This window comes from Solwaraspora sp. WMMD937 (assembly GCF_029581175.1).
In the GTDB taxonomy this organism is placed as follows: domain Bacteria; phylum Actinomycetota; class Actinomycetes; order Mycobacteriales; family Micromonosporaceae; genus Micromonospora_E.
The window spans coordinates 5,769,299-5,789,752 of sequence record NZ_CP120738.1; the positions used below are offsets into that span (position 1 = coordinate 5,769,299).

19 protein-coding genes are annotated in these 20,454 nt (G+C 71.1%); 9 read left to right on the forward strand and 10 right to left on the reverse strand.

The annotated features are described in order from the left end of the window. The first annotated feature begins 78 nt into the window (after positions 1-78). The gene (locus tag O7621_RS25395) at positions 79-1,749 is read left to right on the forward strand and encodes an EAL domain-containing protein (RefSeq protein WP_282234727.1); all 1,671 of its coding nucleotides are present in this window, start codon (positions 79-81) and stop codon (positions 1,747-1,749) included. A gap of 56 nt (positions 1,750-1,805) precedes the next feature. On the opposite strand, the gene O7621_RS25400 is transcribed toward O7621_RS25395, so the two are convergent. From O7621_RS25400 to O7621_RS25415, 4 genes are all read right to left on the reverse strand, one after another. Then, positions 1,806-2,930 carry a glycosyltransferase family 4 protein gene (locus tag O7621_RS25400; protein ID WP_282231563.1) on the reverse strand — a complete coding sequence of 375 codons (1,125 nt, stop codon included), beginning with the start codon at positions 2,928-2,930 and terminating at the stop codon, positions 1,806-1,808. Beyond that, positions 2,927-4,186: a M48 family metallopeptidase gene (locus tag O7621_RS25405; RefSeq protein ID WP_282231564.1), complete on the reverse strand. Its 1,260-nt coding sequence runs from the start codon at positions 4,184-4,186 to the stop codon at positions 2,927-2,929. The genes O7621_RS25400 and O7621_RS25405 overlap by 4 nt, the downstream gene beginning before the upstream one ends. 108 nt (positions 4,187-4,294) lie before the next feature. Then, the gene (locus O7621_RS25410) at positions 4,295-4,528 is read right to left on the reverse strand and encodes a hypothetical protein (RefSeq protein ID WP_282231565.1); all 234 of its coding nucleotides are present in this window, start codon (positions 4,526-4,528) and stop codon (positions 4,295-4,297) included. Positions 4,529-4,671: 143 nt separating this feature from the next. Then, positions 4,672-6,066: an NYN domain-containing protein gene (locus O7621_RS25415; RefSeq protein ID WP_282231566.1), complete on the reverse strand. Its 1,395-nt coding sequence runs from the start codon at positions 6,064-6,066 to the stop codon at positions 4,672-4,674. A gap of 186 nt (positions 6,067-6,252) precedes the next feature. Here O7621_RS25415 and O7621_RS25420 point away from each other — a divergent pair, with 186 nt between their 5' ends. The 5 genes from O7621_RS25420 to O7621_RS25440 all read left to right on the forward strand — a co-directional run bounded on the left by O7621_RS25420 (position 6,253) and on the right by O7621_RS25440 (position 11,750). Then, positions 6,253-8,013, forward strand: coding sequence for a DEDD exonuclease domain-containing protein (locus tag O7621_RS25420; RefSeq protein ID WP_348775332.1), 1,761 nt, complete (start codon positions 6,253-6,255; stop codon positions 8,011-8,013). A 124-nt stretch (positions 8,014-8,137) separates the two neighbouring features. Next, complete coding sequence (locus O7621_RS25425; protein ID WP_282231567.1) at positions 8,138-9,919, forward strand: HD domain-containing protein; 1,782 nt, start codon at positions 8,138-8,140, stop codon at positions 9,917-9,919. A gap of 43 nt (positions 9,920-9,962) precedes the next feature. After that, positions 9,963-10,550, forward strand: a complete 588-nt coding sequence (locus O7621_RS25430) for an NUDIX domain-containing protein (RefSeq protein ID WP_282231568.1) — start codon at positions 9,963-9,965, stop codon at positions 10,548-10,550. Beyond that, positions 10,547-11,407: a sugar phosphate nucleotidyltransferase gene (locus O7621_RS25435; RefSeq protein WP_282231569.1), complete on the forward strand. Its 861-nt coding sequence runs from the start codon at positions 10,547-10,549 to the stop codon at positions 11,405-11,407. Before O7621_RS25430 ends, O7621_RS25435 begins: the two co-directional genes overlap by 4 nt. Before the next feature lie 55 nt (positions 11,408-11,462). After that, the gene (locus O7621_RS25440; protein ID WP_282231570.1) at positions 11,463-11,750 is read left to right on the forward strand and encodes an Lrp/AsnC ligand binding domain-containing protein; all 288 of its coding nucleotides are present in this window, start codon (positions 11,463-11,465) and stop codon (positions 11,748-11,750) included. Positions 11,751-11,897: 147 nt separating this feature from the next. On the opposite strand, the gene O7621_RS25445 is transcribed toward O7621_RS25440, so the two are convergent. The 5 genes from O7621_RS25445 to O7621_RS25465 all read right to left on the reverse strand — a co-directional run bounded on the left by O7621_RS25445 (position 11,898) and on the right by O7621_RS25465 (position 16,816). Next, positions 11,898-12,290, reverse strand: a complete 393-nt coding sequence (locus O7621_RS25445; protein WP_282231571.1) for a peptidase inhibitor family I36 protein — start codon at positions 12,288-12,290, stop codon at positions 11,898-11,900. Between the two features lie 222 nt (positions 12,291-12,512). After that, the gene (locus O7621_RS25450; protein WP_282231572.1) at positions 12,513-14,177 is read right to left on the reverse strand and encodes a ubiquinol-cytochrome c reductase cytochrome b subunit; all 1,665 of its coding nucleotides are present in this window, start codon (positions 14,175-14,177) and stop codon (positions 12,513-12,515) included. After that, on the reverse strand, positions 14,174-15,280 hold the full coding sequence (locus tag O7621_RS25455; RefSeq protein WP_282231573.1) for a Rieske 2Fe-2S domain-containing protein: 1,107 nt from the start codon (positions 15,278-15,280) through the stop codon (positions 14,174-14,176). The genes O7621_RS25450 and O7621_RS25455 overlap by 4 nt, the downstream gene beginning before the upstream one ends. Continuing rightward, complete coding sequence (locus O7621_RS25460; protein WP_278170356.1) at positions 15,277-16,137, reverse strand: cytochrome c; 861 nt, start codon at positions 16,135-16,137, stop codon at positions 15,277-15,279. The genes O7621_RS25455 and O7621_RS25460 overlap by 4 nt, the downstream gene beginning before the upstream one ends. 79 nt (positions 16,138-16,216) lie before the next feature. Continuing rightward, a complete protein-coding gene (locus tag O7621_RS25465; protein WP_282231574.1) occupies positions 16,217-16,816 on the reverse strand; it encodes a heme-copper oxidase subunit III in 600 nt (199 codons plus the stop codon). Between the two features lie 107 nt (positions 16,817-16,923). On the opposite strand from O7621_RS25465, the gene O7621_RS25470 reads away from it, so the two are divergent. From O7621_RS25470 to trpD, 3 genes are all read left to right on the forward strand, one after another. After that, a complete protein-coding gene (locus O7621_RS25470) occupies positions 16,924-17,829 on the forward strand; it encodes a cytochrome c oxidase assembly protein (protein ID WP_282231575.1) in 906 nt (301 codons plus the stop codon). Positions 17,830-17,902: 73 nt separating this feature from the next. After that, positions 17,903-18,310: a hypothetical protein gene (locus O7621_RS25475; protein WP_278170359.1), complete on the forward strand. Its 408-nt coding sequence runs from the start codon at positions 17,903-17,905 to the stop codon at positions 18,308-18,310. 90 nt (positions 18,311-18,400) lie between these two features. After that, positions 18,401-19,483 carry an anthranilate phosphoribosyltransferase gene (trpD, locus tag O7621_RS25480; RefSeq protein WP_282231576.1) on the forward strand — a complete coding sequence of 361 codons (1,083 nt, stop codon included), beginning with the start codon at positions 18,401-18,403 and terminating at the stop codon, positions 19,481-19,483. A 543-nt stretch (positions 19,484-20,026) separates the two neighbouring features. Here the strand turns inward: trpD and O7621_RS25485 are convergent. Further along, positions 20,027-20,452, reverse strand: a complete 426-nt coding sequence (locus tag O7621_RS25485) for a cytochrome c oxidase subunit 4 (protein ID WP_123602747.1) — start codon at positions 20,450-20,452, stop codon at positions 20,027-20,029. Positions 20,453-20,454: the final 2 nt, after the last annotated feature.

The following is a 20,454-nucleotide window of genomic DNA, read 5'->3' on the forward strand; positions in this document are numbered from 1 at the left end:
CCCGGTGGCCGGCCACCGGGCGTCGCCGCCGTCGCCCGGGCCTGGGCCAAGGCGGTAACCGGGACCAGCTACCTGCCGATGACCCAGGAGCAGTTGGAGGCGTTTCTCGGCGACCTGACCGTACGGCTCGTCACAGCGCTGCGCGCCGAGCCGTTCACCATTCGGGTCGGCTACCAGGTCGGGTCGGACCTGGTCGCCGCGCACATCGCCTCGGCGGAAGGGCTCGGCCGCACCATCGAGGTACTCGACCTGCGACTACTGCGGGACCTCAACATCGACGACCCGGACATGCCGGACCGGATGGCGCGACTGCTCGGCGGTATCGCCACCGGCTACACCCGGGCGCTGCGCGACCGCACCCTGGACGAGCAGGAGACCATCCGCCGCGCGGCGTTGGTCGCCCGGGAGCAGGCCGAGATCGCGCTACGCGAGAGCGAGGCCCGGTACCGGCACCGGGCCACCCACGACCCGCTCACCGATCTGCCCAACCGGAGCCTGTTCACCCAGCGGCTGGACGACGTGTTCAGCACGACCGGGCGTACCGGCGGGGACGGACGCCGACTCGGCGTCTGCTTCGTCGACCTCGACGGTTTCAAGATCGTCAACGACACCCTCGGCCACCACATCGGGGACCTGCTGCTGGTCTCCGTCGCCGATCGGCTACGCCGGGGCGTCGGCGAACACCTGGTGGCCCGCATCGGTGGCGACGAGTTCGTCATCCTGGTCGCCGACACCACCTGCACCGACGACGTGCTCAAGGTCGCCGAGGCCGCGCTCGCCGCGATCGGCGAACCGGTCGTTGTCGACGGCCACGAACTGACCGTGACCGCCAGCATCGGCATCGTGGAACGCCTGGTCGCAGGCACCACCCCGAGCGAGGTGATGCGGGCCGCCGACGTCACTCTGCACTGGGCGAAATCGGCGGGCAAGGGCCGGTGGGCGCTGTTCGATCCGGTGCGCAACGACCACCAGTTGGCCCGGTACGCGCTGTCCGCGGCGATGCCCGCCGCTCTCGACCGGGGCGAGTTCTACCTGGACTACCAGCCGCTGGTCGCGCTCGCCGGCGGCGCACTGCTCGGCGTCGAGGCGCTGGTCCGCTGGCGGCACCCGGCGATGGGGGTACTCGGGCCGGACCGGTTCATCTCCCTCGCCGAGGACTCCGGGTTGATCGTCCGGCTCGGATCGTGGGTGCTGGCGGAAGCCTGCCGGGAGGCCCGGCGCTGGCTGGACCGCAGCGCGAACGCCCCGTTCGTCAGTGTCAACCTGGCTGTCCGGCAGGTCAACGACCCCGGTCTGGTGCGGTACGTGACCGAGGTGCTCGCCGACACCCGGCTACCAGCCGACCGGCTGCAGCTGGAGATCACCGAAAGCGCCCTGATGAGCACCGCCGACGGACCGGTCCGCACCCTGCGAGAGCTGGCCGATCTGGGCGTACGAATCGCCATCGACGACTTCGGGACGGGCTACTCCAATCTGTCCTACCTCCGCTCGCTGCCGGTGCAGGAGCTCAAGCTGGCCGGGAAGTTCGTCGAAGGGCTCCGTGCCCCGGCGGGCACCGACCGCACCGACGAGAGCATCCTGCTCACCCTGGTGACGCTGGCCCACACGCTACGGCTGACGGTCACCGCCGAGGGAGTGGAGACCGCCGGGCAGGCCGAGCGGCTCCGGGCGATCGGCTGCGACGCCGCCCAGGGCTGGCATTTCGGCCGGCCCGGACCAGCCGACGGGATCACCGAACGACTCGGTTGACGCCGCAAGCGGCCGCCCACCGCAGGGCCAGGCGACGCCGCCGGGGGTCAGGCCGCTCAGCCGGCCAGCAGCGACGCCATCCGCTGCGCCTGGGTGTCCCACCGCCACTCACGCTCCACCCAGGCCCGACCGGCCGCCCCCATCCGCCGAGCCAGCTCCCGGTCGGCCAGCAGGCCCGCCAGCCGGTCAGCCAGCTGGCTCGGGTCTCGACCGTTCACGACGTACCCGGTCTCGCCGTCGCGGACCGCATCCGGCGCGCCACCGGAATCCCCGGCCACCACCGGCAGCCCGGTTGCCGATCCTTCCAGGTAGACGATGCCCAGGCCTTCCACGTCGAGCCCGCCGCGACGGGTGCGGCAGGGCATCGCGTACACGTCCCCGGCGGCGTAGTGCGCCGGCAGCTCCGCCCAGGGCACCGCCCCGGTGAAGGTGACCTCGTCGGCCACCCCGGCGCGCCGGGCGAGTCGTTGCAACCGGCTGCGGTCCGGGCCGCCGCCGACGATCAGCAACGCGGCGCCCGGCACCCGACGCCGTACCAGCGGCCAGGCACGGATCAACGTGTCCTGGCCCTTGCGCGGCACCAGCCGGGACACGCAGACCACCACCGGCCGGTCCGACAACCGGTGCCGGCGGCGCACCTCGCCGCCGTCGACGCCCGGATGGTAGGCATCAGTATCCACACCTGGGGCGAGCCGACGCAGCTCGGTCAGCCCGCCGATCGCGCGGTCCAGCCGGACCCGGGTGTACTCCCCCAGGTAGGTCACCACGTCGGTGGCGCGGGCGATCCGACGCAGCATCGACCTCGCGCCGGGCAGCGCGGCCCACCCCACCTCGTGCCCATGGGTCAGGGCCACCGTCCGGCTGATCCCGACCCGCCGGCGCAGGCCGTCGGCAAGCAGGCCGAGCGGCGCGGCCGCCCCGAACCAGACGGTGTCGCAGTCCCGGACCCGCGCCAGGGCGGCGGTCTGCCGGGCCACCGCCGGCGTGGGCAGCAGCATGCCGGTCGGGTTACGGACCACCTCGAACGGCTGGTCGGCGTCGAACCGCTCGGCACCGTCGTAGCTCGACGCGTAGACCACGATCGTCTGCGCGGGCTGCCGCAGCGCCAGATTGTGCACGAACGACTGGATGCCGCCGGGCCGCGGCGGAAAGTCGTTGGTGACCAGCAGGGTGCGGTTCATCGGCCCGCCCGGTCGGCGTACCTGCGGGCCGCCGCGATTCGTTCCACGGTCGACGGGTGCGTGGCGGAGTAGAGGTACTCCCAGCGGGGCGGGTCCGGATCGGCGAGATTGATCGCGGACAGCCGGCGGTGCACCGCCGCGTACGCCGCCGGGTCACCGTGCAGCGCCAGCGCGTACGCGTCGGCGCGGGCCTCGATCCGACGCGACACCAGCGCCTGCGCCGGTGTCGCCACCAGGCCGACCAGCGTGACCACGGCCAGCAGCAGGGCAATCGCCCGCGGCTCGGCGATGTCGGCGACGCCGGCCGCCCGCAGCACCGGCCGCCAGCTGCCGAGCAGGTACAGGCCGACGACGGTCGCGGCGGCGCCGAGCGCGCCCAACCCGGTGCCGGTCAGCACGTCCCGTGCGCGGGCGTGGCCCAGCTCGTGGGCGACCACGGCGGCCAGCTCCGCCGGAGGCGCCTCGAGCAGCAGGTTGTCGTAGACGACGATCCGCCGGGTGGGGCCGAACCCGGACACGTAGGCGTTGACCGCGCGGGTACGCCGGGAAGCGTCGGCGACCAGCACGTCCCGCACCGGGACGCCGTCGCGCTCGGCCAGCTCCAGCAGCTGCGTGCGCACCGGACCGTCCGGCATCGGGGTGAACTTGTTGAACACCGGCTCGACCAGCACCGGAAGAACGAACGACAGCAGCACCACCAGGGCGGCCGCACCGGCCGCGGCCAGCGCCCACCACCAGCGGGGGGCAAGCCGGACGACGGTGTAGAAGCCGAGCAGGGCCACCGTCGCGATGACCGCGCCGACCGCGTACGACCGGACCAGGTCCAGCCCCCAGCCGGCCCAGCCCTGGGTGGCCAGCCCGTGCTCGGTCAGGATCCGGTGCCGCCAGGCGGCGAACGGCAGGGTCAGCAGGTCAGCCAGGAACACCACGAGCAGCCCGCCGAGCAACGCCTGGGCGGCCCAGTGGCCGCCGAACGGCCGGCCGGCGACCTCCACCAGCCGGGCACCGACCGGGGTGAACCCGAGCAGCAGCGCCACGAGCAGGCCGGCCAGCATCGCGCCGTAGCGACCCGGGCGCAACGCCGCCCGCAGGGCCCGCCCCCGCTCGACCTGGTCGACGGGCAGCTCACGCAGGGCGGCGAGCTGGTCGGCGCGGGGCACCGGCGGCCGCTGCCACGGCACCAGCACTGCCGCCGCGACGACGACCGCCACCACCAGGACGGTGAAGGTGACCAGCGCCCATGCGCGAGGCGTCATCGGGCTCCTTCCGCCGGCCGGTCGCCCGACCATCCTAGGTGTGCCGGCGCGGTCCCGGGCCGCACTCGGGCGACAGACCGGATCCTGTCAGGTGGACCGGTCGATCGCTCAGGCGACCTGTCTTCGGGACCGGGGCCGGCGCTGCCGGCGGCCACGCGGCGCGGCCGTCGCCCCGCCGAGCACCTCGACGTCGAACCCGGCGCGCGCGAACACCTCGATCGCGTACCGCTCGCCGGCGTCCAGGTTGGTCACCGCGTCCGGGCTGTCGATCAGGGCACTGACCAGGCAACCCCGGCAACTCGGGCCGCGCTCGACGGCGCAGGTGTCACAGTCGATCAGCATGGTCGTCTCCTCACGTGACGGTGCGATCGGACAGTGGCCGGCGGTGACCGGCCCCCGTACGACGCAGCAGCGCCGACCGGCCACCGCCAGTGACATCGACGATAAGCATCAGGTACGACAGTTCCGCGCGACCGGGTGTCGGCTCAGGACCGAGCCAGTCGACGCAGCAGCGAGTCGGCGCCCATCGGGTACGCGCCGTGCCGCCGGACCCCGTCGGCCACCTCCCGGTCGGAGGAGACCACCACGATCACCCGGCCGGACGGTTCGGCCCGGACCAGCCGACGGATGAGTTCATCGGCCGTCTCCCCTTTGCGGGAGAACAGCACCCGTACGCCGCGTGGGGCCGGCGGCAACCCGTGCATCCGCTCAGCGCCGTCGAAGACCACGGTCACTTCGTCCCCGGTCTGCGCGGCGATCCCACCGAGCCCGGTGATCAACCGCTTGCGTTGCTGCTCCAGCGGCATCTCACCGAAGCCCCGCTTGGTCACGTTGTAGCCGTCGACGACGAGGTGCGCCCGGGGTAGGGCGAGCAGGTCGTCCAGCCGGGCCGGGTCGTCGGTGTCGCGGGCCCGGGTCGACGTCGCCGCCGCCGGTCGGTCGGTGAACGCGTCGGCGACGTAGTCGGCCGGCAACCGGTCGGCCGGGTCCAGGGCAAGCTCCCGCCGCAGCCCCTGGGCCGCCTGCCCGATCGTCTCCAGCAGCAGCCACAGCCGGGCGTCGTCGACCGCCCGGGTCTCCTTCGCCGACTGCCGGGCGGCGCCGGCGGTCAGCTCCGCGTCGGCGAGCTTGGCGCGCAGCCGCCGCAGCTCCGCGTCGTGGTCGGCGGCGGCCCGCGCGGCGCGGCCGCGTTCGGTGGCGAGCAGTTCGTTGGCCCGCCGTTGCTGCGCCTGCGCCTCGCGCAGCGTGCGGGACAGCTGCCGGGACTCCTCGCGGAGCTGGCCCAGCTCCTCGCGAACCCGGGCCAGCTCGTCGCGGAGCTTCTCCACCTCGACCCGGGCGACGGTGCGGTCATGTTCGGCCCGGTTGGCGCGGGCCTCGGCATCGCGGATCAGCTCGGCGACGGCGGCCCGGTCGGCCTCGGCCCGGACCGCCGCACCGGCGGCGTCGACCAGCTCACGCCAGCCCGCCGGCCGCATCAGGTACGCCAGGGCGGCGACCTCGACCGGGTCCGCCGCCGCGGGCGAGACCCCTTCGCTGACCGCCGTGCCCAGCTCACCGGCCTCGGTCAGCGCGCGGGCAGCCACCCGCTGCCGCAACGACGGATCGTTGGTGAGCGCTGCCGCGATCGCCGCGCCGCCGTAGCGGGCCCGCCGGTTCGGCGCGAACTTGGCGACCTTGCGTAGCTGGGGTGGCATCTCGTCGGTCGGGATCTCGGGCAGCGCGGCGGCGGCGAGCACGACGATGCGCGACCGCACCGGCTCCGGCAGCACCGGCTCGGCGGGTGGACCACCGGCCGGCTGGTCGGCGGACAGGGGCAGGGCGCCGGTCGTCGGCGCTGCCCCCTCGGGACGAGCGTCGGTCGGATCCGGTGCGGCCATGCACCCCAGTCTCCCACCGGGTGGCCGCCGCGTGCCCGACAGGAAGAATGATCTCGCAGAGTCGATCGGATCGTTACCGATGGTACCCATGGGACGGCTGTGTCGTACCCAAGTCCTATCGTCTGCGACGTGGCACCGCCTGACCCCGCACCTCGACCGGCCTACACCCAGGGCTCGATCGACTCGCTGCTGTCAGCCGGGCCGGGCCAGTCGCTGTCGACCGGCGCGGACCGGTCGCTGCGGGAGACCACCTTCGTCGTGCTGGATCTGGAGACCACCGGCGGCGCGCCGGACGGCGGCGGCATCACCGAGATCGGCGCGGTCAAGGTGCGCGGCGGGGAGGAGCTCGGCGTCTTCGCCACGCTGGTCAACCCGGGCCGGCCGGTGCCGCCGTTCATCACCGTGCTCACCGGCATCACCGAGGCGATGCTCGTTCCCGCGCCGCCGATCGAGCAGGTGCTGCCCAGCCTGCTGGAATTTCTCGGCGGCGCGGTGCTGGTGGCGCACAACGCGCCGTACGACGTGGGGTTCCTCAAGGCCGCGTGCGCCCGGCACGGCTATCCCTGGCCGGCGCCGACGGTGTTGGACACCGCAGCCCTCGCCCGCCGGGTGCTGACCCGCGACGAGGTGCCCAACCGCAAACTCGGCACCCTCGCCGGCTACTTCCGCACCCCTCGGCGTCCCACCCACCGGGCACTGGCCGACGCCCAAGCGACCGTGGACGTGCTGCACGGGCTGATCGCCCGGCTCGGCGGGCACCAGGTGACGAGCATCGGCGACGCGGTCGAATTCAGCCGGGCGGTCAGCGACGTCCAGCGACGCAAGCGGCACCTCGCCGACGGGTTGCCCCGCTCCCCCGGGGTGTACATCTTCCGGGCGGCCGACGACCGGCCGCTGTACGTCGGCACCTCGGGCGACGTCGCGACCCGGGTACGCAGCTACTTCACCGCCGCCGAACGGCGGGCGCGGATGTCCGAGATGCTGGCCGCCGCGGTGCGGGTCGATGCGGTCGAATGCGCCCACCGGCTGGAGGCCGAGGTACGTGAGCTGCGGCTGATCGCCGCCCACGCACCCCCGTACAACCGCAGGTCGAAGTTCCCGGAGCGGATGGTCTGGTTGAAGGTCACCGACGAGGTCTACCCACGGCTGTCCGCGGTCCGGGCGATCTCACCGGCCGACACCACCGTGCTCGGGCCGTTCGCCTCCCGCCGGGCGGCCGAGCTGGCCGCCGCCGGCATCCACGACGCGCTGCCACTGCGTCAGTGCACCCACCGGTTGTCCACCCGGACCCGGACCCCGGCCTGCGCGCTGGCCGAGCTGGGTCGTTGTCCGGCACCGTGCGAGCACCGGATCGACCCGCTGCAGTACGCCGAACTGGCCGTCACCCCGCTGCGTACGGCCCTCGAAACCGACCCGCAGCCACTGGTCGACACGTTGCTCGCCCGGATCGACCGGCTCGCCGCCGGGCAGCGGTTCGAGGAGGCGGCGGTGGTCCGGGGCCGGCTGGCCGCGTTCCTGCGGGCGACCGTCCGGATGCAGCGGTTGACCGCGCTGACCCGCATCACCGAGCTGGTCGCGGCACGACGGGCCGGGCACGGCGGCTGGGAGCTGGCGATCGTCCGGCACGGTCGGCTCGCCGCCGCCGGCGTGTCGCCCCCACGGCAGCACCCTCGGGCCACCATCGAGTTGCTGTGCGCCACCGCCGAGACAGTGCCGGCCGGGCACGGCCCGGTGCCCCGGGCGAGCGCGGCCGAGAGCGAGCGGATCCTGTCCTGGTTGGAGCCGGACCAGACCCGACTGGTCAGGGTGAGCGGGGACTGGACCTCGCCGGTCCGCGGCGCCGGCCGATTCCACCATCTGCTGGTCAAGGCCGAGGAAGCCGCCCGGACGACGGCCGGCGCCGACGAAGCGGACCAAAGACTCGACCGATCGATCACCCGCAAGTAGCCGATCGTACTACGCTCGCTCGCTTAGGCTGTTAGAGAAGTGCAGTCCTGTCAGCCAACGCCCGATTCGTGGCGTGCGTCCGGGCGGTCGACCGGCCGGGCGATGGGTGAGGAGGTGTCTCCGCGTGGACGTCGACGCCGGTCCCGGCGCCGCCATCGGACGTTTCCTGCCCACCGCGACACCCCTGTCCGCCCGCCTGCGGGCCTGGCTGTCCTGGTCACCCGGCGCGCCGGAACCGGTCGCCGAGCTGATCCGGGTCCACCGGTCGATCCACCCGTCGGCGGACCCGGCGGTGCTGCGCCGCGGCTACCAGATCGCCGACAGCATGCACGCCGGCCAGTACCGCAAGAGCGGCGAGCCGTACATCACCCACCCGTTGGCCGTCGCGGAGATCTGCGCCGGGCTCGGCATGGACACCACCACCCTGGTGGCCGCACTGCTGCACGACACCGTCGAGGACACCACGTACGACCTGCCGACACTGGCCGCAGACTTCGGCGACGAGGTCGCCCATCTGGTCGACGGGGTGACCAAGTTCGACAAGGCGTTCTACGGCAAGGCCGCCGAGGCCGAGACCATCCGAAAGATGATCATCGCTGCGGCAAAGGATGTCCGGGTGCTGGTCATCAAGCTCGCCGACCGGCTGCACAACATGCGGACCCTCGGCGTGCGCTCCCCTGCCTCCCGGGCCCGGATCGCCAAGGCGACCCTGGACGTGCTGGTCCCGCTCTGTGACCGGCTCGGCATCCAGAAACTCAAACGGGAACTCGACGACATCGTCCTGTTCCACCTGGAGCCGGAGGCCTACCAGCAGATCGAGGAACACCTGGCCAACCGACCGGGCTGGGCGACGTACCTGGACACCGTCTGCGGACAGGCACGGGTGACGCTACGCCGGGAGAAGGTCACCGCCCGGGTCGCAGCCCGGCCCCGGCACCGCTACTCGATCTGGAAGGACACCGTCGCCGGGGGCCACCGGGCACCGTTCGACCTGCCCCGCATCGAGGTCGTGGTCACCGGGCCGGACACCGACTGCTACGCGGCGCTCGGCGCGATCCACTGCCGCTGGCGACCGGTACCGGGCAGGTTCAAGGACTTCATCGCGGCGCCGAAGAACAACCTTTACCGCTCGCTGCACACCACGGTCATCGGCCCGGACGAGCGTCCACTCGAGGTGCTGATCCGGACCGACGCGATGCACCGCTCTGCCGAGTTCGGCATCGCCGCGCCGTACCACTTCCCCAAGCCCGGCCGCAGTCGTGCCGCCGCCCGAGCCGACGAGCTGGCCTGGCTACGCAGGGCGATCGACTGGTCACAGGAAACCATCGACGCCGACCAGTTCGTCCACTCGCTGCGCTGCGACCTGGTGGACGCCCAGATCCAGGTCTTCACCGACGGCCGGCCGATCGTGCTGCCGGCCGGGTCGACGCCGGTCGACCTCGCGTACGAGCTGGATCCACGCAAAGGCGCGCACTGTCTCGCCGTCCGGATCAACGGCCGACTGGCACCGCTGGCCTCCGAGTTGGCCGACGGCGACGTGGTCGAGATCTTCACCGAGAGCGACGACCAGCCGACCGGGACGGCGCCGACGTCAGCCGGGCCACGAAAGGAGTGGCTGGGTTTCGTCAAGTCGCCGCAGGCCCAGATGCAGATCAGCCGCTGGTTCGCCGAACACTCCGAACCGGGCATCAGCATCAGCGACAAGGTACGCCTCGGCCGCGCCACCGTCAGCCTGATTCTGCGCAAACACGACCGGGCGTTGTCCAACGACAAACCACTGCGCCAGCTCGCGGAGAACCTCAAGTACCCGGACATGGAGACCCTGCTGGTCGCGGTGGTGGACCGGACCATCGAGCCCGAGGCCGTCGTCGACCAGCTCATCGCCCTGGTCGACCAGCCCGGCTGACCTGACCCGGCGCCGGTGACCGGCTACCTCTAGCCTGATCAGTATGATCACCCGCCGATCCCCCGCACGCGCCCTGTTGTACGGCGTGTTCTACCGGTTGCCGCACCCGGTCCGTAGGCGGTTGGTCCGGCTCGCCGTGCAGAAGTACATCGTCGGCGCCGTGACGCTGGTGACCGATGCCGAAGTCGGTCCGTCGGCACCCGCCCGACTACTGCTGCTGCGCCAGCCACCCGGCCGGGGCTGGACACTGCCCGCCGGTCTGCTGCGACACCGCGAGGCGCCGGTGGTCGGTGCGGCTCGGGAGCTCGCCGAGGAGACCGGCATCCAACTGGCCCCGGACCAGCTACGCCCGGCGGTGCCGAACGCCGTGGTGCACGCCAAGGGTTGGGTGGACGTGGTCTTTGAAGCCGCTGTGGCGGCGTCACGAACCCAACTGGTGGTCGACGGGGCCGAGGTGTACGAAGCCGCCTGGCACCGGCTCGACGACCTGCCCCGGCTGACCCCGGCGACCGCCCGGCTGCTGGCGCACTACGGCATCGGTCCGCTCGTCGTGCCAGCGGAGAGCGACGTACCAGCGGAGACCGGCCCGCCAGCGGCCGGGCAGCCGCCTGCGGGCCAGGAGCCGGGGTGAGCGCACCGGTGGTCGGACCGGACCGGATCTGCGCAGTGGTCCTCGCCGCCGGAGAGGGCCGTCGGCTGCGGCCGTTGACCGGTCTCGTCCCGAAGGCGCTCTGCCCGGTCGGGAACGTACCGCTGCTGGACCGGGCCCTCGCCCGAGTCGGTGCCCTCGGCTTCACCGGGCCGGCGGCGGTCGCGGTCAACGCCTGCTACCTCGGCCGGCAGGTGGTGACCCATGTCGGAGACCGGGCACAGCTTTCCGTGGAGCCAGGAGACCCGTTGGGCACCGCCGGTGGCGTCGGCCGGCTACGCGACTGGATCGGCGGTCGCGGTGTGCTGGTCGGCAATGTCGACGGCTATCTCGCCCATCCAGATCTCGATCCTGGGCCGGACATCGCGACACTGCTCGACGGTTGGGACGGCGAGACCGTCCGGCTGCTGGGCAAGCGGTTCACCGACCCGGCCGCACGGGGCGGCTTCGACGGGCACCGGTTCGCTGGCTTCTCGCTGCTGCCGTGGCGCTACGTCAGCGAACTAGCGGCCGCCCCCGGCGAGCTGGTCCATACCGTGTGGCGGCCGGCGGAGGCGGCCGGCGCACTGCAGGTGATCAACTATCCGGGTACCTACCTGGACACCGGGACACCACCGGACTACCTCGCGGCCAATCTGCACGCGGCGGGTGGCCGCAGCCTCGTCGAGCCGTCGGCCACGGTGACCGGCCCGGTCGACCGCTCCGTCGTCGGCGCCGGCGCGGTGGTACGGGGGACGCTGGTCCGCTCGGTGGTGTGGCCCGGCGCGCAGGTGCATGCGGGGGAACGGCTGACCGACGCGATCCGGGTGGGCAGCGATCTGACGGTGTCCGCCGGCTGAGCACCCGGCTTGAGTAACATCGGCGGCGGACGCCGGTGAGAAACGGAGGACCTGCGTGATCACTGCCATCGTGTTGATCGACTGCGCCACGGACTCGATCCCGGAGGTGGCCGAGGCGCTCGCCGGTCTCGACGGGGTGAGCGAGGTCTACTCGGTGGCCGGGCACGTGGACCTGATCGCGATCGTCCGGGTGCGGGAGTTCGACCAGATCGCCGACGTGATCGCCGGGCGGATCTCGAAGGTTCCGGGTGTACTCAGCACCGAGTCGCACATCGCCTTTCGCGCCTACTCGCAGCACGATCTGGAATCGGCCTTCGCCATCGGGCTGGCCGACGCGGACTGACCGGCGACAACGCTGAGCCAACAGCGGGAACTCGCAGCAGCCGCAGGCAGAGCCGCCCAGGAGCCATAACGACGCGGCTGGTCGTCGGGGCCGCAGACCCCTGGCGACCAGCCGCGTTACCGTACGGTGTCTTACGTCGACTACCCGTCAGCAGACGGGCGGTGAGGTCGACGGTGCCCAGCGAAACGAAGTGATCTGATCGTTCGCAAGCGGATCGACGTTGCCACCGCCGCTGTACGGCGGGACGAAGATGTACCAGTTGCCATCGTAGTTCAGGTCGGGATAAAGGCAGACGCCCCGGGCAGAAGTGTTCCGGACCGAGCTGATCTTGTCGTCGAAGCTCCATGCCCGTAGGTCCGGCTGGTTGCCGGTGTTGACCGATACCCAGACCATCAGGCCGTTACCTCCGCTGTGCTCCCACATGCACATGGCGTTGGCCGGACAGTCCCAGTACGCGGCTTGCGCAGGCGACGGCGTCACGACTACCAGGGCCATGGTGGCGCCCATGGCCCACGTCAGCAACTTCCTTGCCAGCTTCACGTAGCTCCTCCTCCGAGCGACTACCTTGCGGTTGATCGATCGCTGTCGACCATGACGCTACGTCGAGAAGAAACCGTCACCAATGGAATACCGCGGTCTCTTAGGGATACCGCTACTACCGTGGCGACAGGGCTTGTGGGGCGGCCGGTACAGGTGTGAGATCACAGAGGCGCCCGCCGATCTGCTCGGCGGACGCCTCTGTCGACTCCGGGTGCGCGGTGGTCAGCGACTGCCGCTGCTGATCTCCTCGCGGTCGGCCGGCTGCTTCTCCTTGTCAGCCGACCGCAGTTCGGCCGGCTGTTCCTCGGCTGGGTCGATCGCCACATGGGCCGGCGGCGGGACTTGCACCGGCTTCTCGATCGGGAAGAAGAAGCCCTTGACCGCCGGGCCGAGCGCGCCGAGCCGGTTCATCTTCTTCGGCACCACCCAGCCGACGTACTCCAGCTTGCCGTGGCCGTGCTCGTCGGTCGGTCCCAGCGGCTGGTGCACTTCGACGAAGCGGCCGTCTGGCAGCCGTCGGATGATGCCGGTCTCGACACCGTGCGCCAGCACTTCCCGGTCGTGCTGCTGCAGACCGAGACAGATCCGGTAGGTGACGTAGTAGGCCAACGGCGGGAGCAGGATCAATCCGATCCGACCGGCCCAGGTCATCGCGTTCAGGCTGATGAAGAACTTGTCAGCGAACACGTCGTTGCCGCCGGAGATGGTCAGCACGATGAAGAAGGTGACGGCCATCGCGCCGACGGCGGTCCGGGCCGGCACGTCCCGGGGCCGTTGCAGCAGGTTGTGGCTGGCCTTGTCCTTCGTGTACCGCGCTTCGAGGAACGGGTACGCCAGGGAGAGCATGACCAGGATGCCGGGCAGTACCACGGTCGGCCAGAACAGCGGCGGGATCACGTACCCGTCACCGATCGGGATGGTCAACTCCCAGGCTGGCATCAACCGGGTGGAGCCGTCCAGGAACATGACGTACCAGTCGGGCTGGCTCGCCGCCGAGACGACGGCGGCCTCGTACGGGCCGAACAACCACACCGGGTTGATCTGGAAGACCCCCGCCATCAGGGCGACCACCCCGAAGACGATCATGAAGAAGCCGCCCTGTTTGATCGCGTAGCGGGGGAACATCCGCTCACCGACCACGTTGTCGTTGGTTCGTCCCGGGCCGGGCCACTGGGTGTGCTTCTGCTTGAAGACAAGGCCGAGGTGGGCGCTGATCAGCGCCACCAGCAGCCCGGGGATCAGCAGCACGTGGGCGATGTAGAACCGGCTGATGATGATCGTGCCCGGGAACTCGCCGCCGAAAATCGACGAGGTGACCCAGGACCCGATCACCGGGATGGACAGCATGATCGCCGAGGCGATCCGCAGCCCGGTGCCGGACAGGCCGTCGTCGGGCAGCGAGTAGCCGGTGAAGCCGGCGAGGAAGCCGACCCAGAACAGCAGCGAGCCGATGATCCAGTTGGCCTCACGCGGCTTGCGGAACGCGCCGGTGAAGAACACCCGCAGCATGTGCACCACGATCGACGCCATGAACAGCAGCGCCCCCCAGTGGTGCATCTGCCGCATGATCAGGCCGCCCCGGACGTCGAACGAGATGTCCAGCGTCGACGCGTACGCCGCCGACATGGGGATCCCGCGCAGCGGGGCGTAACTGCCGTCGTAGACGACCTCCTCCATCGACGGGTCGAAGAAGAAAGTCAGGTAGACACCGGTGAGCAGGACGACGACGAACGAGAAGAGCGCGATCTCGCCGAGCAGGAACGACCAGTGGTCCGGGAAGACCTTGTTCAACAGCTTGCGCAGCGGGGTGGCTGCCTGGAACCGGTCGTCGAGCTGCCCGGCGGCCTGGCCGGGCAGCGCCCGGGCGTCGAACTTACGGCGTTTCATGGCCGCTCCCAGAAGTCGGGTCCGACGATCTCGGTGTAGTCGGAGGTGGCGACGAAGAAGCCCTCGTCGTCGACGGAGATGGGCAGCTGCGGCAGCCGACGGCTGGCCGGGCCGAAGACCGGCTTGGCGTTGTCGGTGATCAGGAACTGCGACTGGTGGCAGGGGCAGAGCAGCCGGTTGGTCTGCTGCTCGTACAGGCTCGCCGGGCAGCCCGCGTGGGTGCAGATCTTCGAGTACGCGATGTAGTTGCCCCACATGTAGTCGGGCTTGCCCACCGCCTCGTTGTTCTCCCGGGCGGTCCGGGCGTCGTCCAGCCGCAGATGGATCAGCAGGGTCGGCGAGTCGGCGTACCGGTTGGTGTGCCCGCCGGGAATTCCGGGGAAGACCGTCATCTGACCACCGACGCTGACGTCCTCGGGTCGGATCGGCGAGCCGTCCTCCCTGGTCAGCCGGACCAGCTCGGTGCCGCCACCGACCGTCTCGACCGGCTCCCAGCCGGTAGTGGCCATCTGGTTGTCGGTGTGCGGATCCCGGATCAGGCCGCCGACCAGCGGAGCGGCCGCGACCGCGGCGACCGGAGCCAACCCGGCCAGCAGCGACACCCCGAGCAGCGGCCGGCGCTTCACCCCGAGCTCGTCGACCATGTAGGTGAGCGTGCCCCCGGTGATCTTGCGGTCGTCCGGGCTGGACGGGCCGTCGTGCCGGTCCTGGATCGCCACCTCGTGGGGCAGCAGCTTCTTGCCCCAGGTGAGGATGCCGACACCGATCGCCAGCAAGGTCAGCCCGAGGCTGACGCCGAGCAGCGGAGTGTAGAACTTGCTGATCCCGGCACCGAGCTCGTACTCCCAGGGCCACCAGATGTACACCACCAGGAACGCGGTCGCGGTGAGCCCGGCGAGCAGGAACAGCCCGGCGACGAACCGGCTGATCCGCCGTTCCGCCCTGGTGCCGGGCACCGGAAATGGCGGCTCGTAGTGGACGATCTCGATGTCGTCGCGCCGGGCGCCCTCGCGCAGTACGTCGAACGACGTCAGCCGCGGGTCGTCCAGGCTCACCGGCGCCGGCTGGCGATGCTGCTGAGTGGTGTCGATGTCGGTGCTCATGACTTCCCCGCAATCCACAGGCTGGCGAAGACCAGCGCGGTGATGCCGACCAGGAAGATGGCGATGCCCTCGGTCACCGGACCGTACCGGCCGAGGTTGGCCAGCCCGCCGGGGTCACCGTCGGTCTTCAGCCCTTCCTGCACGAAGGCGATGATGTCGCGCTTCTGCTCGGGGGTGAGCTGGTTGTCCCCGAAGACCGGCATGTTCTGCGGACCGGTCAGCATGGCGGCGTACAACTGCCGGTCGGTGGCCGGATCCAGGCTCGGTGCGTACTTGCCGGAGGACAACGCTCCGCCGCCACCGCTGAACGCGTGGCAGGACGAGCAGTTGATCCGGTAGAGGTGACCGCCGACGGCGATGTCACCGCCGGTACGCAGCATCTCGCCGTCCGGCAGCTGCGGGCCACCACCCAGCTCCTGGATGTACTGGCCGAGCTGGCGGATCTCCTCCTCGGTGAAGACCACCGGCTTGCGCTCGGCCTGGGCCTCCTGCCGGGCCATCGGCATCCGGCCCGTGCCGACCTGGAACTCCACCGACGCCGATCCGACACCGATCAGGCTGGGGCCGCGTCCCTCGACGCCCTGGGCGTTGCGCCCGTGGCAGGAGATGCAGCTCTGGTCGAACAGCGCCTTGCCGTCCTCGGCCGCCTGGGACAGCTGCGGGGTGTCCTGCGCCTGCAGGCCCGGGGCGAAGACGGTGTACGCACCGCCGGCCAGGAACAGCGCGGCGAGCAACCGGACCGCGGTGCCCAGCCGACGGCGGCCCCGGCCTCGCGGCGTGGCCCGCCCGCTGCGCAGCCGGGCGAGGAGACCGCGTCCGCGGTCGGCTCGCCGGTCGGCGGGGGTGTCAGATGTCATTGACCTGAATCCTTGTCGGTTTTGCGACCTGCCTGGTCGGCACGACGCCGCACCATCACGGTGAGTGACCGCTTGATGATCATTGCAGCCAGTAGATCATGAAGTAGAGGCCGATCCAGACCACGTCGACGAAGTGCCAGTAGTACGACACGACGATGGCCGAGGTCGCCTGGGCCGGGGTGAACCGCCCCATCGTGGTACGGACCATGTAGATCAGGAAGGCGACCAAGCCGCCCGCCACGTGCAGGCCGTGGAAGCCGGTGGTGAGGTAGAACACCGAGCCGTACCCGTCGCCGTTGATCTTGATGCCGTGGTGGACCAGCTCCCGGTACTCGTTGACCTGGCCGAGCAGGAAGATCAGGCCCATCACGAAGGTGATCGTGAACCACCGCCGCAGCGCGTGCACGTCTCCCCGCTCCGCGGCGAACACCCCGATCTGGCAGGTGACCGAGGAGGCCACCAGGATCGCGGTGAAGACCGTCGCGTACGGGATGTTCAGCTGTGGGGTGTGCTCCTCCCACATGCTGTAGTCCGCCGCACGGATGGAGAAGTACATCGCGAACAGCGCCGCGAAGAACATCAGTTCGCTGGAGAGCCACACGATCGTCCCGACGCTGACCATGTTCGGTCGGGTCAGCGAGTGGATCCGGCTCTTGTCAATCGCTGGGGCCGCAGTCACGCGGTCATTATTGCTGCCGGTCAGTGCCCACGGACGGCGGGGTGGCAAACCCGACCCGCCGGTGGGCCGGATAACCTCGACCGAGGCCGCTGGCCTAGCCTCGTCATGTGGCAGATGTCGCTGCGATGGCCGTCCCGCCGTTCACGGTCACGGCCCTGTTCACCGAGATCCAACTGACCAATTGGCTGGCGCTGACACTCGTCGTGGCCGCCGGCCTCTATCTGTACGGGGTGCACCGGCTACGACTGCGCGGCGACCGCTGGCCGGTGTCACGCACCGTACTGTTCCTCGGCCCCGGACTGGGTGGCATCGCCGCTGTCACGGTGAGCGGACTCGGCGCCTACGACACCACGCTGCTCTCGGTGCACATGGTCCAGCACATGGTGCTGTCGATGATCGCGCCGATCTTCCTCGCGCTGGGTGCACCGGTCACCCTGGCGCTGCGCACCCTGCCTGGCGACCCGCGGCGCCGCCTGCTCACCGTCCTGCACAGCAGGTTCGCCCGGGTGGTCACCTTTCCGCTGGTCGCCTTCGGCCTGTTCGTGATCAACCCATTTGTGCTGTATTTCACTGATCTGTACCGGTTGACCCTGGAGAGCAGCCTCGCCCACGAGTTCGTCCACGCCCACTTCATCATGACCGGCTGCCTGTTCTTCTGGCCGCTGGTCGGGCTCGACCCGCTGCCCGGCCGCTGGCCGTACCCGGCCCGGGCGCTGCTGATGGTGCTCTCCGTGCCGTTCCACACCGTGCTCGGGCTCACCGTCATGCAGAGCAGCACCCTGTTCGGTGGCGACTGGTACCCGTCGCTCGGGCTGACCTGGGCCGACCCGTGGGCCGACCAGGAGGTGGCCGGCGGCATCCTGTGGGCCGGCGGGGAGTTCGTCAGCGTCACCATGCTCGCCGTGCTGGTGGTGCAGTGGATGCGCCAGTCCGAGCGGGAGGCCCGGCGCATCGACCGGGAACTGGACCGTCAGGAGGCGCGACAGGCCCGCGCGGTGGCCGCCGCCGACTGACCCGCTCGCCGGACGCGACCCGGACGGACGGTACGATCAGCGCGCAGCTACGAGGTGGGAGTCGAGCGAGAAGATGACCGAGCGCGTGCACACCGTCCTGCTCTACAGCGACGACCCGCAGGTACGGGACCGGATGCGGCTGGCCGTCGGCACCCGCCCCGCCACCGACCTGACCGTCGAGTTCGTCGAGGCGTCCGACTACGCCGGCTGCGTCCGGCTGGTTGACGAGTACGAGATCGACCTGATGCTGCTCGACGGTGAGGCCACCCCCGGCGGAGGGCTCGGCATCGCCCGACAGATCAAGGACGACCGCGCCGACGCGCCGCCGACCTGCGTGGTGATCGCCCGCGCCGCCGACCGCTGGCTGGCCTCGTTCGCCGAGGTCGACGCCACCCTGATGCACCCGCTCGACCCGGTGACCACTGGCCAGACCGTCGCCGGCATGCTGCGCGGCCGGTCCGGCAAGCTGCCCGCCGCCTGACCCACCCCTGCACCGGGCCGCACCGTCCACGTTCCGCCGCACCGCCCCGCACCGCATCACGCACGCCCCATCGCACCTGGGAGAGACCCCATGGGTGAACGGTCCTGGCCGAATCTGCTCAGTGCGCTGCTCGCCGGCGAGCAGCTCTCCACCGCCGACACCACCTGGGCGATGGGCGAGATCATGACGGGCTCCGCCACACCCGCGCAGATCGCCGGCTTCGCCGTCGCGCTGCGGGCCAAGGGCGAGACGTCGGCCGAACTGGTCGGGCTGGTGGAGGCGATGCTCGCCAACGCGGTGCCGGTCGGGCTGCCGGACGGGCTGCGCGCGGAGACGGTGGACGTCGTCGGCACCGGTGGCGATCGGGCCCACACGGTGAACATCTCCACCATGGCGGCGATCGTCACGGCGGCCGCCGGTGCCCGGGTGGTCAAGCACGGCAACCGGGCGGCCTCGTCCTCGTGCGGCGCCGCCGACCTGCTGGAGCACTTCGGCATCCCGCTCGACCTGGGCCCCGAGGGGGTGGCCCGGTGCGTGACCGAGGTCGGCATCGGGTTCTGCTTCGCCGCCCGGTACCACCCGGGGATGCGGCACGCCGGGACGACCCGGCGGGAGATCGGCGTACCGACTGCCTTCAACTTCCTCGGCCCGCTGACCAACCCGGCCCGGCCCCGGGCCGGGGCGATCGGCTGTTTCGACACCCGGATGGCGCCGGTGATGGCGCAGGTGTTCGCCAGCCGGGGCGACACCGCGCTGGTGATGCGGGGTGAGGACGGGCTGGACGAGCTCAGCACCGCCGCCCCGACCAGGGTCTGGTTCGCCGCCGACGGCGTGGTGCGCGCGATGGTCGTGGACGCCGCCGAGGACCTGGGGGTTGCCCGCAGCGCCCCCGGTGATCTCCGGGGCGGGGACGCCGCCTTCAACGCCGATGTCACCCGCCGGCTGCTCGCTGGCCAGACCGGTCCGGTCCGGGACGCGGTGCTGGTCAACGCGGCGGCGGCGCTGACCGCTCAGGCGGTACAGACCGGTGCCGCGCCGGCCGACGCGCTGCTCGCCACGATGCGCGCCCAGCTGGGTCGCGCCGCCGAAGCGATCGACAGCGGGGCGGCGGCGGCGTTGCTGGACCGGTGGGTGCAGGTGGCCCAGTCGGCTGCGGGTACCACCGCCGGCTGACCGCCCGCTGCGACTCCTGTCGTCTACGCGCCCCGGGCCACCGCGCTGTTGCAGGACCCGACCTCGCTGCGGGACTGGTACAAGCAGAATCTGCGCTGGCTCTGGGGCACCTTTCAGGGCATCCTCGGTCACCGGGTGGGGCGGCAGGTCAACACCTTCGACTACGCGTACCTGCTGCTGATCCTGCACTGGGTGCTGTCCGCCTGGCGGCTACACCACCGGCAGCTGCTGCTCCTGCTCCCGCTGATCATGGTCGCCGACGTGATCTACCGGGTGATCTTCGTCCACGCGGCGGTCAAGGCCGTCCGCCAACCCACCGTCGACCGCTGTGTCTGGTCCTCGCCGGAGCGGTGTCCGCCAGTCAGGACCTTCCGGTCACCGGAGCACCGGCCGCAGCTGTCGGGCTGGTCGGCGCGATCTCCCTCGCCATCGGTACGGCGCTGGTCGCCGTCGCCGGCTGGGGGGCGAAGCTGCGCCGCCGCAACAACCGGCGACGGCCGGCTCAGCCGACGCCGGCGACAGTCGGCTCAGTGCTCGACCGGCTCAGTGCTCGGCGGTACGCCGGGTGCCGGTGTAGTACTCGAACAGCAGACCGGCTGCGGTGGCGATCACCGAGAGCAGCCCGAAGATGAGCAGCCACCACTGCCAGAAGACCAGGCCGAGACCGGCGACGGTCGCGGCCAGCGCCACCCCGAACGGCCAGTAGCTGCCCGGGCTGAAGAAGCCGACCTCGCCCGCTCCGTCGGAGATCTCAGCGTCCGGCCGGTCCTCGGGTCGCAGATCGATCCGGCGCGACACGAACCAGAAGAAGCCGCCACACATCGTGCAGAGCAGGAAGGACAGGATCAGCGCCGTGGTGCCGATCCACTCGACGTGCCCGAGCTGCCCGTAGGTCCACGCCGGGTAGACACCGGACACGACGAGCAGGAACGCCGCGACGATGCCGAACAGTCGCCACTCGGTCTTCATGA

Excerpts from the sequence above, each read along its gene's own strand:
- O7621_RS25395 (WP_282234727.1), top strand. The coding sequence starts at position 79 with ATGACCCAGGAGCAGTTGGAGGCGTTTCTCGGCGACCTGACCGTACGG.
- O7621_RS25400 (WP_282231563.1), bottom strand. The coding sequence starts at position 2,930 with ATGAACCGCACCCTGCTGGTCACCAACGACTTTCCGCCGCGGCCCGGC.
- O7621_RS25405 (WP_282231564.1), bottom strand. The coding sequence starts at position 4,186 with ATGACGCCTCGCGCATGGGCGCTGGTCACCTTCACCGTCCTGGTGGTG.
- O7621_RS25410 (WP_282231565.1), bottom strand. The coding sequence starts at position 4,528 with ATGCTGATCGACTGTGACACCTGCGCCGTCGAGCGCGGCCCGAGTTGC.
- O7621_RS25415 (WP_282231566.1), bottom strand. The coding sequence starts at position 6,066 with ATGGCCGCACCGGATCCGACCGACGCTCGTCCCGAGGGGGCAGCGCCG.
- O7621_RS25430 (WP_282231568.1), top strand. The coding sequence starts at position 9,963 with ATGATCACCCGCCGATCCCCCGCACGCGCCCTGTTGTACGGCGTGTTC.
- O7621_RS25450 (WP_282231572.1), bottom strand. The coding sequence starts at position 14,177 with ATGAAACGCCGTAAGTTCGACGCCCGGGCGCTGCCCGGCCAGGCCGCC.
- O7621_RS25455 (WP_282231573.1), bottom strand. The coding sequence starts at position 15,280 with ATGAGCACCGACATCGACACCACTCAGCAGCATCGCCAGCCGGCGCCG.
- O7621_RS25460 (WP_278170356.1), bottom strand. The coding sequence starts at position 16,137 with ATGACATCTGACACCCCCGCCGACCGGCGAGCCGACCGCGGACGCGGT.
- O7621_RS25475 (WP_278170359.1), top strand. The coding sequence starts at position 17,903 with ATGACCGAGCGCGTGCACACCGTCCTGCTCTACAGCGACGACCCGCAG.
- trpD (WP_282231576.1), top strand. The coding sequence starts at position 18,401 with ATGGGTGAACGGTCCTGGCCGAATCTGCTCAGTGCGCTGCTCGCCGGC.
- O7621_RS25485 (WP_123602747.1), bottom strand. The coding sequence starts at position 20,452 with ATGAAGACCGAGTGGCGACTGTTCGGCATCGTCGCGGCGTTCCTGCTC.